This is a genomic window from uncultured Microscilla sp. (genome assembly GCF_947493425.1).
Lineage (GTDB): Bacteria > Bacteroidota > Bacteroidia > Cytophagales > Microscillaceae > Microscilla.
The window spans coordinates 20,191-35,191 of sequence record NZ_CANLRP010000041.1 but is presented as its reverse complement, the minus strand read 5'-3'; the positions used below and the strand labels follow the sequence as shown (position 1 = coordinate 35,191).

The following is a 15,001-nucleotide window of genomic DNA, read 5'->3' as shown; positions in this document are numbered from 1 at the left end:
TTGAAATCTGCCAGATATAGAATTTCTTAACAAACGTTTTTTCTGAATAAAATTTGGCAACGTTTAAGTAATGAGACAGCCTGTATTACAGACAAAGCTAAAGAATTATCCCCCCATGAAGTTAATTAAATACAATATATTCATGTGCTTGTTTATGTGCCTGTACATGGTCGCACAAGCACAAACCGACCCCCAGTTTTCACAGTTTTATAATGTTCCTTTGTACCACAACCCTGCGTCGGTAGGTACTGCGGGTACTCGGTTTGCTATGACTAGTCGTGCACAATGGGCGGAGGTATCAAGCGGAATGAATACTACGCTGGTATCTCTCGACCATAATTTTGGCAAAGGTGGAAGCAATGTAGGTGGTTTTATACTACGTGACCAACAGGGCAAAGTAGGTGTAGTAGCTTATCACGTGGCACTGCAATATGGCTACGCTATCAAGTTGAGTAAAACCTGGCGGTTGCGCACTGCTATGGAAGCTGGGGTGATCAACAAGAGACTGGAAAACAATCTTAAATTTGTAGATCAGTTTGACAACTCAGGCTTAATCAACCCAAATAACTCCGAAAAACTTATCAGCGAAAGTATATTTTACCCTAGTGTAGGCGCCGGATTGTTGCTACACAACGAGGTGTTTTGGGCAGGTGTATCGGTCAATCACTTGAACCGTCCTGAACAAAGCTTTTTCGCTCAAGACCAGCTCAACACCAGGGTGGCTACCAGAGCCACTATTTATGCAGGAGCACGCATTCCCTTATTTCACGATATTAACAGCTCATTAAGTCCGACTTTTTTGTACAAGGAACAAGGAAGTTTTAAGCAAATGGACCTGGGTGTTTATGCCCACTTTCCTATCAGTTATGCCTTTAGGTATAAGCACAAAGCAGCCAGTAATGTACAAGGCATTGCCGGAGTTGTGTACAGGGGGTGGGTATTTGAAAAGTACGCGCACGATTTGCCTAATAATGACGCCATAGTGCTCATGGCAGGGCTTGGCTTCAATAACTGGGGCATTAGCTATAGCTTTGATGCAGGTATCAATGGTAAAGATGTGCGGTTGAACAATGCCCACGAAATAAGCGTGATTTATACCTGGAAAAAATCTAAGAAGCGGAAGAAAACCTTTTTCCCTTGTCCTTCTTTCTAGGGATAGTTTAAACATTTCCCTCTCTCTGGTTAATCAGCCAGAGAGAAGGATTATTAATCAACCATTGCCTTTATCACAAAAACTCCCCAAAAAAAGCCAGCATATTGTCTACTTCTGAGTCCCAATATTTATAATTATGTCCTGCTTTAGTCCAATGATATTTCACTTTAAGGTCAGGGTTTACGTTTTTTAGGGCATTGTATAACAACAAAGATTGAGCAAAAGGCACAATACGATCTTGCTTGCCATGGCCTATGTATAAACCCATTTTTAGTTTTTTGGCGTGGTACACCAGGTTTTCTGTCCCTGTTTTCCAACGTGCCGGAAACTGCCCATAGCTACCCAAATACCCAATCATCAAACGATCAGTAGTCATTTTGGTAGGGTCATAGTCACCCGAAAGTGCCGCACCTGCTACAAACAACGCTGGTGCTGCCATGCCTATAGCTACTACCCCACGCCCGCCAGTAGACAACCCCAATAAGAAGTTTTTTTGTGAAGTAAGCAATATACCATAGTCTTTTTGTAAACTCGGAAGCATTTGTTTGACTACCCAGTTGAGGTCAGGGTATTTCTTCCAACCTGGAAGGGTTTGCGGATAAAATTTTGCTGAATACACGCTTTTACTCATTTCGGGCAAAACTAGCCTAAACCCTTGTTCGAGCGCTTTTTTACACAAAGACGATTTGTTACACCAATCTTCTTTAGGGAAGTTCCAGCCTGGCAATACTACAATATTTCCTTTTACCTCCCCTTTTGGGCTGCGTATGTCTAGTTTATGCCCACCAATAGTGAGGGTAACAACGCTGTCTAGCATAGGGTACACTTTAGTTTTAGGTGTGGTAATTTGTGATTGCTTCATTGCCGCAGGCTCGGCTAAAAAAGCGGCCTTTGCTGTATTTTTTTGAGCGTTACCACAGCCTGTAAACCAAGACAAAAGGCAAAGGTATACAACAAATCCTGTCAAGTTTTTTTTCACAATAATTGGTTTGAATTACAAAAAGAAACAGGCTTTTGGTTAATAAATCAAAAGCCTATTGAAGATACAATTTAAGAATATTTTTATTGATGTATCCTTTTGTTTTAATAAGATTCTGTCCATTTATTTCCACAGCTTTTGCAACGATAAATGTGATCTACCTCACAATCGCTGGCTCCAGTCATTGGATTACCATTGACAAAATCAGTCCCCAGATAATATACTGTAGCCTGCTTACATTTCCAACAGGTTTTGTCAGACTTATAACTACCACTACTTTGCTCCTCTTCATCGGTGTGAGGTGTATTAGAGTAAGAGTCGTGAAAGTGACTGCCTCCCCCATTAGATGGCGATGGTGTTTTTTGTACATTGGTTTCTTCCTCTAATTTATCCAAAAAACCATTGATTTCTTTTTCGGCATCATCTGCCAAATCCTTCAAAAACTTTTTAAAAATACTCATACATATAGTTCGTTTAAGTTGTTAAAAATATGCGCTGAAATTTACCACGCCCAACGCACAAAAAACTGTGGAGTACTTGTTGTCCAGGTACTATTGCGATGGTAAAACCACTCTACCCCTATTTTAAAAGTATTTTGAGGGTCTTCGCTAAAAAGCTTGCTTACCTTCCAGGCAATATTAGGTTGAGTCAAAATATCAAAACCATCGTTTTGGCTTTGAAACATGTCAAAATAGCCCTGAAAGGAGAACTCTAATCGATTACTAATACGAATAGGCAACCCCCAAACTCCGGTAATTTGATAAGTTTTAAAATCGGAGTTATCATAACGGTAATACCCATTGATAAAAAATACATTGAATAGCGGCACCCTAAAATTGACCGATAACCCAATCATTCGAGCATGATAGTTTTCACCTTGGTTGATTTGCCCTGCCAATAAAATATCGTCTACCCCAAACGCATTGTTGTAACTGATCGCCTGGCGGTTTTTAATCCGGTAACGCTTCTTGGGATCTTCTCCCCCTCCGTTGAATATTTTCTTTAGACTAATTCGTGGTTGCCACTCGGCATACAAGCTGTAGTGGTTGCCCGTGGGTTGATTGTTGGCGTCTAAAAACTGTCCCGAAAAGAAGTTTACAAAGAAAAAATTATCACCATAAGGCCAGGTAGAGAAATTATCTATAATAAAGGTAAGCATTTGCCCACTTTGAGTATTAAGTCCAGTGGTAATATCATCGAACCGGGTTCCATAAGAAACCTGTGCTCCAGTATGTGATACATTTACTTGAGCAAAAGTTAAATCATTGAACATCATACCAGGCATAAACCAGAGTATCAGTAGAGCTATTCGTAGTTTTTTCTTCATCATGTCAGTTATTTCAGGTTCAACAACAAACGCCTCACCTGGCACTTGTTGCTTACCTTAATTATTTTTTTGCTTTTATAATAACAATACTCCGCAGTGATTTTAGCCAAAGTTGACTGCTGATTACCTTCGGTGAGCACCGATATACATCGGTATCTAAGGACTCGCCAGAGGCTCGGTTATCAGCAGGTTATGATTTTAAAAACTATTTAATTGCACGGCGTAGACCTAAAACTGAAACCCTTTTAAAAATAAAGTAGGTACGCAACTTTAGTATAAACTACTGATTAACTTCGTTGAGCTCGCCGTAGCAGAGCTACAGGCTCGGTTTACAGGGCTTAATAAGGTAAACATTTACTCAAATCAGCTACGGACTATGGACTAAATACTATGGACTATTGTAATAACACAAGCCTACACAGTGGTTGGTTTGATACATATTTTCAAGAAAACTTATGGTCTGCCTGTAACCTTTCTCTAAAGTAATAGTTTCCTTTTTTGATTTTTAAAATAACGCATCAAATAATCAATTAGTAAACTATATAACCATGTACTTTATGCAACGCATATTATCACTCATTATCCTGGCAACTATGTTGGCTTTTTGCCAAACCAATGCTCAAAACAATTCATCTACCACTAATATAAAAGGTGAATGGGTAGCCAAACTAAGAAAAAATAACAAAGTATGGCTGCAGATAACCATAAACCGCGCAGGAGACAATGGGCAGCATAGTCGTTGGAACAGTAGCTCATCGTATAAGCAACAGGAATTTAGTGGGCTCCAACCCAACAACAAAGAAAACCATACTTTCACGCTCAGTAGAGACGCAGGCAAGCTTAGCTTTAACGGAGCTTTTGTAGGCAAGGCAGGTGCGGGTGATTTTACTTTTCAACCCAATCAGGATTTTCGCAATTTCTTGCTAAAGGAAGGTTTTGACAGAATAAGCAACGACAAACTCATGGCAATGACACTACACAATGTAAGTAGAAAGTTTGTGAAAGACATTAAAAAAACGGGGTACAAAAATTTCTCCACCTCTAAACTCATTGCCCTAAAAATCCACAATGTGTCACCAGAATTTATCAAAAAAGTACACAATGCTGGATTTAGAGATATTTCATTGAATAAACTAATTGCTTTCAAAATACATGGAGTGACTCAACCCTTTATAGAAAAAATGAAAAAAGTCGCTGGTAGCGACCTTAAAGCAAGCAAACTGATTGCTTTTAAAATTCATGGGGTCACACCTGAATTTGTGAAAACATCGCGTGAGAAGTTTGGCGACATCTCTATGAATAAAGTTACAGGTTTTAAAATTCATGGAGTGACAGAAGAGTTTATGAATGACATGAAAAGAACAGGTATAACCAACTTATCTGCTGCTCAACTTATTGCGTTTAAAATACACGGAGTCACGCCTGAATTTGTCAAGGATTTTAAGAAAATGGGATATGACCAACTAAGTGCATCTAAACTTACCAGTTTTAAGATTCACGGAGTAACTCCTGAATTTGTACAAGCACTCAATAAACTAGGCTATCAAGAAGTATCTGCTTCCAGGTTAATTTCGTGCAAAATACATGGGGTTACCACTGGTTTTATCCAAAAGATGAACAAAAAAACCAACAAACAGCTGCCATTGAGCCGTTTGGTTTCTTACAAAATACATGGCATCGACAAAGACTTTGACACAAATGATGATTAATTGTCAAGCCGCTACAAAAGAAATAATGATTAGTTACCCTCTCTGGAGGGTATTTTTTTGAAATGAAATTTAGGTGAGTTATTTTAAGTGATGAAGTAGTAAAGATGAGTAGGTTACCCTGATCTCTCCCCCTATCGCAAAAAACATTAAAAGTTTATTACAAAGGGGGGAGAGATTGGATAGGTAAAATGTACTTGATAAGTGAAAGTATAATCCATCAGGCAAAAATGGATTAACATTATTTATAATAATTCCCTCAATATTTTTTGATAAAGGGCATCTGAAGCTTCAGATGCCTTTTATGTTGGTGGGTACCTCTACATCAGGCAAAAAGAGGCCCCGAATTAGTTTTTTTTAGAAAAACGGTGATTATAAAATCCTTCCATTAATAACAATGCTCTACTGACAGAAAAATGACAAATGCCAGGTGTTTTTTTTCAGATAAGTGCAACTTGAACCCATAAAAAACTCATAACCAGACACTTATCAATTAAATTTTTATTTACTATCAAATGATTGTTAAGAAAAAAGGCTGGCCATAGCCAACCTATTATATTATATTATTTGTGTGTCTTACAGCAATTTATTTGTTCATTTCTATATACTTTAAGAACTCATTACGGGTGGCTTCTTCCTGAAACTTACCACTATAATATGAAGTTACCGTAGTACTGTTGGTATCTTGTATACCACGTGATGAAACGCACATGTGAGCAGCATCCATTACCACTGCAACGCTTCCAGTGTCTAACATTTTCTCCAACTCTTTACCAATCTGAATAGTCAGGCGTTCTTGTACCTGTGGGCGGCGCGAAAAGTATTGAACAATTCGATTAATTTTAGATAAGCCTATCACTTTACCACTTGAAATATAGGCTACATGGGCTTTACCATAAATAGGCACAAAGTGATGCTCACAATTAGAGAAAAACGTAATGTCTTTTTCTACCAACATCTCATTGTACTTATACACGTTTTCAAACAATGTAGGTGCTGGTTTATTGGCAGGGTTTAACCCACTAAAAATTTCTTTAATATACATTTTAGCTACCCTGTGAGGAGTACCATTCAGGCTATCATCGCTTAGGTCGAGCCCCATAATTTCCATAATTTCGCGAAAACGTTCCTCAATGAGTTTAATTTTAGTATCATCGCTCACCTCAAATGCATCCTCACGTAAAGGAGTCTCATAAGAAGAGGCTACGTGTTCGTCCCCCATCTCCTCCATGTTCATTTTGTCATTATTTTTGTGATTATGAACTCCATTTTTATGCTTTCCATTCATATTATTAGGACGCAGGGAATTCAACAAAGTTTCTCTCTGTTTCATACAGTCTGATTTTTAAATCGAGTTTAGGATCCAGCTTTTCTCTCAAAATTCGCCAAATAACCATTGCGATATTTTCGATAGTGGGGTTCAGGCGTTCAAATTCCTCAAGATCCAAATTTAAGTTCTTATGGTCGAACTTATTCAACACTTGGGTTTTCACCAATACAGCCAAATCTTCGGTACGCATCACATAGCCAGTTATAGGGTTTATCTCACCTATGACCTGTACCTCAAGGTCAAAATTACAACCGTGATAATTTGGATTATTATAAGGTCCAAAAATGTCTTGGTTTTTTTCTTCGCTCCAATCAGGGTTATGCAAACGATAGGCTGCGTTGAAGTGTTCTTTACGTGCAATTATTGCTCTCATTTATAAAGTGTTACTAATGCAAAAAAATTAGTAAAAATGATTTTGAAAGCAGTCATACACCAAACAATATCTCTACTGTTTTTGTTTCACTTTCTTTGCAATGTAATAAATAAATTCGAAACAATTCTAAGAAGCAAAGCATAGGTCACCAATACTGGCTTTACTAAAATGGTATTTTTACCGCTGTTTTTTTTGCTTTTTTGAATCACTCCTGCCTTATAACTATTAAAAGTTTTTAAAACTAAAAAAAAACAAAATTTTATGTGGTCACTTAAGCATTTACCTTTCCCTTTCAGAATAACTTCTTTCTCGAAAAAGCTTACCAAAAACCGCTAAAATATGTTTTCAAATAAAGTGAAGTTTTGTACCTGCCTATATATAGACCAAAAGCTACTATTTGTAATGTACTACTTACAAAAAAAATTAAATTTTATAAACATTCTCCTGATCTGCAAAGTTCAAACAACCAGCTTACCCGATACCAAAACGAGTGTAACTTTGCCAATAAATCTATGAAACCAACTCATCATCAAGTCATCATTGTGGGTTCAGGAATGGGAGCCCTTACCACTGCCTGTTTGCTTGCCCAGCAAGGACTCAATTGTTTAGTACTGGAACAAAATTATTTACCTGGTGGATGCACTAGTTCTTATTGGCGTAAAGGTTTTGTTTTTGAAAGTGGTGCTACCACACTGGTAGGGCTTGACCCACACATGCCTTTGCAGTATTTGCTAAATCAGACTGGCATCAAGCTAAACCCTACCTACTTGTCGTTGCCCATGCAAGTACACCTCAAAGACCAGCAGGTGGCACAACGCTACCAATCACTAGATGCCTGGATTACAGAAGCAGAGCGGGTTTTTGGCAAAAAAAATCAACGCAAGTTTTGGGAGTTTTGCTATAAGGTGAGCCAATTCGTTTGGAAAACCTCCCTGCGTCAAACAGCCTTCCCTCCTACTCAACTAGCCGACTGGTGGCAATGTATACGCAACGCCAGTGTACAACAGGTGAATTATGCCAGGTACGATTTTTTTTCGATGCAGTGGCTACTCAAAAAGTTTGATTTATTGGACAATCAACTGTTTGTCGATTTTGTAGATGAGCAACTCCTCATAACTGCTCAAAACTACCACCCTGAAGTAAATGTGTTGTTTGGAGCAACCGCACTTTGTTATACTAATTACAAAAACTATTATATGCCCGGTGGTTTGATTAACCTCGTCAATCCATTGATTGAATATTTAGAACAACATGGGTCGGAGGTAATGCTACGAAACGGAGTACAACATATCGAATACAATACGATAAATCAACAATATGAAATAACGACAAAAAAAGGTAACTATACCTGTGATTTTCTTATATCAGGTGTTCCACTCAATAATACGGTACAATTGTACAAAAACGCTGTAAAGTCTACACTTAAGCATAAGGTGTTACCTTCTGAAAAACTCAACAGTGCTTTTCAAATGGGCATTGGTTTTACGCCTGGTAAATATACCCCACAAAATTGCATTCATCACCAAATACACCTGCCCAAGCCATTGCCCGAAATAGGTTCACACAGTATTTTTGTAAGCTTAAGCCACCCCGAAGACACCAGTCGATGTGACACTAAAGGACAAATGGTGGCTTCGATAAGCACACACATAGCTCATCCTGCAAAAAATACAAACATCAACAAAGGTCTGGTAGAACAAGTCATCCTTGATACATTGGAACAAAAAGGTTTTCTTGCCAAAGAAGATATTGTATATAGTCATTCGTCTACCCAAAAGTCATGGCAAAAATGGACAGGACGTGCCCACGGATTTGTGGGTGGTTACCCACAATACATGAACACAAAACCTTGGCAAATGGTAGGTGCCCGTCTTGATCAACACAAAGCTTATTTATGTGGCGACACTGCTTACCCTGGACAGGGTATTCCAGGAGCAGTATTGAGCGGCATCATTGCCTTTGATAAGCTCAAAAGGGACTGGTTGTAAGCCAATGATGGTGAGCGAAAGGCTTAATAAAAACCTTAGGTTTAATATTTTTTCACATGTAAACATTGTGTTTTAAAAATATTTTCTTACATTTGTCATGCATAGCTGGTTGAAGGATCTTGGGGGACGGTAGATAACCATTATCTACTTCCCTCAAGTTTTTTTGCTTTAGCACACCCTCCAAACAAATTTTACAACCCCATTTTCACTTAATAAACACCCACAAAATCTCTATACCTTCAAAATAAGATCTTTTTAATGTTTAGCTAAGTATACATCATCAAAAACAACCTTTTATTGTATGAATTAAAGATTACTACTGTTGTGTATCGTAAAATAACCTTAATTTTTTCCTTTAGAATTATATTCGGTCTTGTCAAAAATCAATACTGTATCAGCTTTTAATGCTACTTTCCCAAAACTTTGATAGCAAACCACCAAGCTCCATTAAAAATTGTTACCTTCGCGCCTGCAAATAAAAAGGCCAGAGAAGACTTCTCAATGATTATATTGCTCCTTAGACTTATTGTATGAAAAAGTATTTTAACTTATTTGACCTTTCTCAAAAGGTCAATTACAAAAACGAAATTTTATCAGGTTTGACCGTAGCCATTGCTTTGGTACCAGAAGCAGTTGCTTTTGCGTTAATGGCTAAGTTGTCTCCACTTACTGGGCTCTATGCAGCCTTTATGGTGGGATTGGTGACCGCTATTTTTGGCGGACGCCCCGGAATGATCTCAGGAGCCACTGGTGCTATTGCCGCAGTGATTGTAACCTTGGCCAAGACACACGGCGCAGAGTATATATTTGCTACCGTGATTTTGGCAGGTGTTATACAAGCTACAGCTGGTTTTTTAAAACTAGGAAAGCTCATCCGTTTGATTCCACACCCTGCTATCTTTGGTTTTGTCAATGGGCTCGCCATCATTATTTTTAGCGCCCAACTTGGCGAATTTAAAGGCCCCGCCGGAGACTGGCTTACAGGCGAACCATTATTTATATTTCTTGGGTTAGTGTTACTTTCTATGGTTATTATTTGGGGTTTACCCAAATTGACCAAGGTTGTTCCTTCTTCGCTGGTCGCCATATTGGTTGTATTTGGTCTGGTGTTTTTTATGAACATAGATACAGCTACAGTAGGCGACAAAGCCTCTATTCAAGGTGGGTTCCCTCCTTTTCACATTCCAGTCATTCCTTTCACTTTTGCTACTCTCAAAATCATTCTTCCCTATGCCTTTATAGTAGCAGGAGTTGGTTTGATAGAAAGTTTACTCACGCTAAATATCATTGATGAAATTACCGAAACCCGTGGAAGAGGCAACAAGGAAGCAGTGGCGCAAGGACTTGCCAATATTTTTTCTGGTTTCTTTTCCGGCATGGGAGGTTGTGCTATGATTGGTCAAAGTTTAATTAACATTTCTTCTGGTGCCAGGGCGCGTTTATCGGGTATTGTAGCCGCTATACTACTACTGGTATTTGTAATGTTTGGTTCCAGCATTATTGAAATGATTCCTATGGCTGCCCTTACTGGAGTAATGATTATGGTATCAATTGGTACTTTTGAATGGGCAAGTTTGCGTACACTTAACAAAATGCCTAAATCAGATATTTTCATTATGGTGTTGGTAACATTGATCACTGCGGTATTGCACAACCTGGCACTTGCTGTAATCATTGGAGTAGTCATTGCCGCATTGGTATTTGCCTGGGACAACGCCAAGCGTATTCGTGCCCGTAAATATGTTGACGACAACGGAATAAAACACTATGAAATATATGGTCCTTTGTTTTTTGGTTCGGTAAGTACTTTTAGTGATAAATTTGATGTACTGGGCGATCCTGATGAAGTAATCATCGATTTTGCCGAAAGCAGGGTGGTAGATATGTCAGCCATTGAAGCATTGAACAAGATTACTGAGCGCTATGAGAAAGTGGGCAAAAAAATACACCTCAAACACCTAAGCCCCGATTGCTATAAACTACTTAAGAACGCAGAGCGCATCATTGATGTAAACATTGTAGAAGACCCTACTTATAAATTGGTAGTAGATAAGTTGTAAATGCTTGTTTGAACATTGATTGCTGTATTTTCCCTGTTCAAACAGTCCATTTTATGAAACAGACAAAATAAAAAAGACCCGCTACTATGGCTTGTAGCGGGTCTTTTTTTTGTTATAGCTTTGTCAGCTAAGTAATGTTGCCGAAATAATGTCAGCAAATTTAAGTAAATATTTTTTCGCTAGACAAGGCGAAAAATCGGCTAATAGCAGCGCTATTCGGCTATTTTTCAACGATGTATAGCGACTAAAATATACAGTTAAAATGGGGAAGTTATTTTGACTGCATTACTAAAACACTATTGTATTCATTGTTTATGACTTCTTGACAAATTTGGTCAGAATAACAATGTGTTGCCCGTTTACTCGCCCCTCTATATGTTCAGCATTATCATACGTTAGCGAGATATTCCGCACCGAAGTACCACGTTTAGCCGTAAAATTAGCTCCTTTTACATTGAGGTCTTTTACAAGCACCACTGTATCGCCTGCCTGCAAAGTAGTCCCATTACTGTCTTTGTGTACAATGACATCTTCTGTAGAATCGTTACCTTCGCCAGTAGCTTTTGCCCAAGCCAGCGTTTCTTCCTCTAGATATAGTATATCTAACAAGTCTGACGGCCAGCCTTCTCCCTGCAAACGCGTCAACATTCGCCAAGCAATCACCTGTATGGCCGGCACCTGGCTCCACATGCTGTCATTGAGGCAACGCCAGTGATTAGGGTCAGTTTTTTCAGGCGCTTCTATTTGCTCAAGACAAGTGTTACATACCAATGCACTTTGCTCAGCTGTGTTTTCAGCAGTTGGAGGCACTTCATATACCTTTAGGCCATTGGTAACACTACACAGCTCACACTTCGACTGGCTTCGGGCAAGCAATTCTTTCTCTACACTCATTTTGTCTGATTGATTTTCTGATTTTTTCAGAAAGGTAACTAAATTATCAGTCTTTCATATTTATTCCTCAAGCCTTTTTATGGCAACTTCAATACTTGCTGGGGCAACACCTTTTGCAAAATATCTTTCATTGCTGCGTTTCTTTCTACCAATTTCCAACCTTTATAAGTCAACTCCTTTACTGCATACGCTTGTCGATTACTGGCTAAAATCATTTTTTTCGCTTGGGGATTTTTAGAGGCAGTGTGGGTAGCAGCAAGTGCAGCAGCAATATTGTCGGCGTTTTTTACTTGCTGTGGTTGGGCTAAACTATGGCTGTGTTCGTCCTGATAGTTTACCAACACATACTTTACTCCATCTACCACCATTGTTTCAGATATATGGGTTACTATAATGCGCTCAAAAATAAGGTGTTTACTTGTCTCCTTTTTATTGTCCATGCGTTGCAGTACTTCTTGTTTGTTTGCCAACCCAAACACTTTGGGATACACAAACAGTAAACCACCTTTGTTACCACTGGTTTTCAGGGCAGTGGCATATTCCTGCATAGTTTTACGAATGTCGTTTTTGTCAGTACCTTGGGCACAGACTCCCTGAATTAACGCTATGATAACTAATCCAATTAATACAATACGTTTCATAATTTTTCTAATACTTCTTTGGGTAATAATTTATTTAATACTTTGTGCTCCTCTTTCTTTTTCTCTAAAACCTTCCAGCCTTGATAAGCAGGGTCATTGATTACATACATTTCGCCTTTGGTCTGAATCACTAACTGTTGGTTTGCCTGGTCCAGACTTACATTGTTGTTGCCATAAACCTGCTGAAAGAATGAGGCAAGGTCTTGCAAAGCCACTTTACTTTTTCCTTTCTTTTTCACGAGTAATTTAAAAGTATAAGCTGCCAGCGCATATTTTGCTTGATTTACTTGAATAACATCGGATAGGCTGGTTAATAAAGGGGATTGAAAACTAATACCTCGGTTGCGCACACCATTCATAGACTTCTCTATTTGTTTTCTGGGTACTATTTCAAAAAACTTTGGATAGAGATAATCTAAACTCTTGATCATTTCATTCTTTTCGAGGAGTGCAAAATAAGATTTTAAGGTTTCTTTAATTTGTTTTTGGTCGCTTTGGGCAGTAGCTCCACTGCCAAATAATAAGCCTGCCAAAAGTAAGAGATAAAGTGTGTTTTTCATAATGCTTTAGTGGGTTACTGTATTTTGAAATATAAAAATAAGCAAATAAATCCGGTTTTGGGTAGTCCCACCCAACGCCCAGGTATCACAAAGCTTTCATACATTTCACCAGTTTCATATATCAAACTCAGTGAGGAAACAAACTCGCTGTGGCTGTACGGAATGTAGGCAAGAGACAATGCTTGCTTAAAGAATAGTGAAATGATTACCACAGAAACCCCTGAAGCGTGGCACCTATATGATAAAACAATAAAATAAATAGGAAGACAAAACAAGGGTGTTATGGTAGCTCGTCAGGTGTACCCTTTTGTTGGGAGAGAAATTGCATGAATCTTGGGGACAGACAGGTGAAATACAAGGCGATAAAATGTAAAGGACTTAGAGCAGACCCATTAATTACACTACCCATAAATTTGATAAGGGCATAAAAAAACGAAGCAGCGACCACTGGTTGCTGCTTCGTTAAAGTAAGGCATAGTTGACTAAAATTCCTTCGAAAAACTTAGTTGCATAACTGGTTTCAATGCTGGTTGAAGGATGTTTGTTTTGTGGTTTATTGGTCTATTGTTTATTATGTTTTGTTTTAGGTTGTTCTTTTTTATAATCTTTAGGGCAGTTGATAATTTGGTTATCTTTTTGACTCAACAATAGCATTGGCTTCTAATAAAGATTCTCCTTCTTCTCCTAACAGGTCTTTTATTTCTTCTTCAGATAACAGGTTTAACCCCATTAGACCCATACCTAGTTTTCTAACTTTTTTCGGATTTTCAAAATAATCTTTCATGCCGCTGATATTGTTTGTGTCCTTAGACATTAATAAAATAATTTTATCAATAAGTGTAACGTAAAGTGGTCACTGAGTTTTGATAGCTGGTGAGCTGGTTAAAGAATGTGTTAAAGGATTTTGGTTGAAGAACCTTGTAGTTTAGTTTGCTAACTGGCTCATTGATTACATTACAAAGGTAGGGCAAATAGTTGGGAGAGAAAAAAAAACCGTATTGACAAAAGGTCTACAAAAAGATAGACAAAGTATTGACAACACGGCTTCAAAGGCTCATATTGATCAGAAACGCACTTTTTATTCTCCTAAAGACCGAATATAATCGGCAAACTTGAGCTCGTCTGACAAAGCCATCTTCTTTTTGATACGATGATGGTGGGTAATTACGCTCTTAGGAGTGATATTGAGCAACTGGGCAATTTCTTTATTTGACAAGTAAATACGAATGTAGGCACAGTGCTTTAAATCTTCGGTAGTAAGCTGGGGGCACTGTGATTTGAGAGTTCTGAAAAAACTAGGATGCACTTTCTCAAAATGAGTTACAAAGTTTTTCCATTCATCTTCAAACGCCAGGCTCTCTTTGATCAGTCTCAACACCTTTTGCAGTTTTTTGTTGGCTTCGCCCTCAGTCATCTTCGACACTTTGCCCAACTCAGCATAAATAGTTTCAAGCATTTGATTTTTCTGATAGCTCTCCATTGCCTTCACGCTCAGTTCACGGTTTGCCTGGCTTTCTATCATTTCTTTTTGCTTTTCTATTTCTATGTTTTGCTCCTTGATCAGGCTCATCGCCTTATATAATTTAATGGCAGACTCTACCCTTGCCTGTAGCTCTTTTTCGCGCACTGGTTTTTCTACATAGTCAGTAGCTCCTGCGTCAAATGCCTCTTTGAGGTCTTCTGACTCAGCCCTGCCAGTTACCATGATAATAGGTATAGTTTTGGTTTTTTCCTGCGCCTTGAGCCGTCTTAAAGCATCAATTCCTTTCATTACAGGCATCTCCCAATCCAGCAAAATCAAGTCTACCACCTCATTTTCAGCAATCTCACAAGCTTCTTCTCCATTATTTGCCTCAAATATTTCGTACTCAAACACGGCATTATCTAAGTATTTCTGTAGTATCTCTAAGTTCTGTATACTATCGTCCGCTATCAACACAGTTGCTTGCATAATTTTTATATGTTTGATGGTAAGTAATTAGGTAATACC

Annotated in this window: 14 protein-coding genes; 4 read left to right on the top strand and 10 right to left on the bottom strand. The window is 38.4% G+C overall.

Annotated features, from left to right (window positions below; all coding sequences use genetic code 11):
* Positions 1-115: 115 nt before the first annotated feature.
* On the top strand, positions 116-1,153 hold the full coding sequence (locus Q0954_RS13005) for a PorP/SprF family type IX secretion system membrane protein (RefSeq protein WP_299457471.1): 1,038 nt from the start codon (positions 116-118) through the stop codon (positions 1,151-1,153).
* Positions 1,154-1,226: 73 nt separating this feature from the next.
* Here the strand turns inward: Q0954_RS13005 and Q0954_RS13000 are convergent, their stop codons facing one another.
* From Q0954_RS13000 to Q0954_RS12990, 3 genes are all read right to left on the bottom strand, one after another.
* Positions 1,227-2,015 carry a prolyl oligopeptidase family serine peptidase gene (locus tag Q0954_RS13000; protein ID WP_299457469.1) on the bottom strand — a complete coding sequence of 263 codons (789 nt, stop codon included), beginning with the start codon at positions 2,013-2,015 and terminating at the stop codon, positions 1,227-1,229.
* A gap of 221 nt (positions 2,016-2,236) precedes the next feature.
* A complete protein-coding gene (locus Q0954_RS12995) occupies positions 2,237-2,593 on the bottom strand; it encodes a hypothetical protein (protein ID WP_299457467.1) in 357 nt (118 codons plus the stop codon).
* Positions 2,594-2,634: 41 nt separating this feature from the next.
* Positions 2,635-3,462 (bottom strand): hypothetical protein, encoded by an 828-nt coding sequence (locus tag Q0954_RS12990; protein WP_299457465.1) that lies wholly within the window; start codon positions 3,460-3,462, stop codon positions 2,635-2,637.
* 554 nt (positions 3,463-4,016) lie between these two features.
* Between Q0954_RS12990 and Q0954_RS12985 the strand changes: the two genes are divergently transcribed.
* Positions 4,017-5,168, top strand: a complete 1,152-nt coding sequence (locus tag Q0954_RS12985; protein ID WP_299457463.1) for a hypothetical protein — start codon at positions 4,017-4,019, stop codon at positions 5,166-5,168.
* Between the two features lie 583 nt (positions 5,169-5,751).
* Here the strand turns inward: Q0954_RS12985 and folE are convergent.
* Together folE and Q0954_RS12975 are read right to left on the bottom strand one after the other, a co-directional pair.
* The gene (gene folE / locus Q0954_RS12980; protein ID WP_299457462.1) at positions 5,752-6,498 is read right to left on the bottom strand and encodes a GTP cyclohydrolase I FolE; all 747 of its coding nucleotides are present in this window, start codon (positions 6,496-6,498) and stop codon (positions 5,752-5,754) included.
* Positions 6,458-6,868 carry a 6-carboxytetrahydropterin synthase gene (locus tag Q0954_RS12975; protein ID WP_002699514.1) on the bottom strand — a complete coding sequence of 137 codons (411 nt, stop codon included), beginning with the start codon at positions 6,866-6,868 and terminating at the stop codon, positions 6,458-6,460. The genes folE and Q0954_RS12975 overlap by 41 nt, the downstream gene beginning before the upstream one ends.
* A gap of 512 nt (positions 6,869-7,380) precedes the next feature.
* On the opposite strand from Q0954_RS12975, the gene Q0954_RS12970 reads away from it, so the two are divergent.
* Together Q0954_RS12970 and Q0954_RS12965 are read left to right on the top strand one after the other, a co-directional pair.
* Complete coding sequence (locus Q0954_RS12970; RefSeq protein ID WP_299457459.1) at positions 7,381-8,856, top strand: NAD(P)/FAD-dependent oxidoreductase; 1,476 nt, start codon at positions 7,381-7,383, stop codon at positions 8,854-8,856.
* 530 nt (positions 8,857-9,386) lie between these two features.
* The gene (locus Q0954_RS12965) at positions 9,387-10,916 is read left to right on the top strand and encodes a SulP family inorganic anion transporter (RefSeq protein WP_299457457.1); all 1,530 of its coding nucleotides are present in this window, start codon (positions 9,387-9,389) and stop codon (positions 10,914-10,916) included.
* Between the two features lie 312 nt (positions 10,917-11,228).
* Here the strand turns inward: Q0954_RS12965 and Q0954_RS12960 are convergent, their stop codons facing one another.
* The 5 genes from Q0954_RS12960 to Q0954_RS12940 form a co-directional block, all read right to left on the bottom strand.
* Positions 11,229-11,810 carry an alkylphosphonate utilization protein gene (locus Q0954_RS12960; protein ID WP_299457455.1) on the bottom strand — a complete coding sequence of 194 codons (582 nt, stop codon included), beginning with the start codon at positions 11,808-11,810 and terminating at the stop codon, positions 11,229-11,231.
* A 77-nt stretch (positions 11,811-11,887) separates the two neighbouring features.
* Entirely contained in the window at positions 11,888-12,451 is a 564-nt protein-coding gene (locus Q0954_RS12955) for a hypothetical protein (RefSeq protein WP_299457454.1), read from the bottom strand.
* A complete protein-coding gene (locus Q0954_RS12950; protein ID WP_299457452.1) occupies positions 12,448-13,011 on the bottom strand; it encodes a hypothetical protein in 564 nt (187 codons plus the stop codon). The genes Q0954_RS12955 and Q0954_RS12950 overlap by 4 nt, the downstream gene beginning before the upstream one ends.
* Positions 13,012-13,639: 628 nt before the next feature.
* A complete protein-coding gene (locus Q0954_RS12945) occupies positions 13,640-13,795 on the bottom strand; it encodes a hypothetical protein (protein ID WP_002699500.1) in 156 nt (51 codons plus the stop codon).
* Positions 13,796-14,089: 294 nt separating this feature from the next.
* Entirely contained in the window at positions 14,090-14,962 is an 873-nt protein-coding gene (locus Q0954_RS12940) for a response regulator (RefSeq protein ID WP_002699498.1), read from the bottom strand.
* Positions 14,963-15,001: the final 39 nt, after the last annotated feature.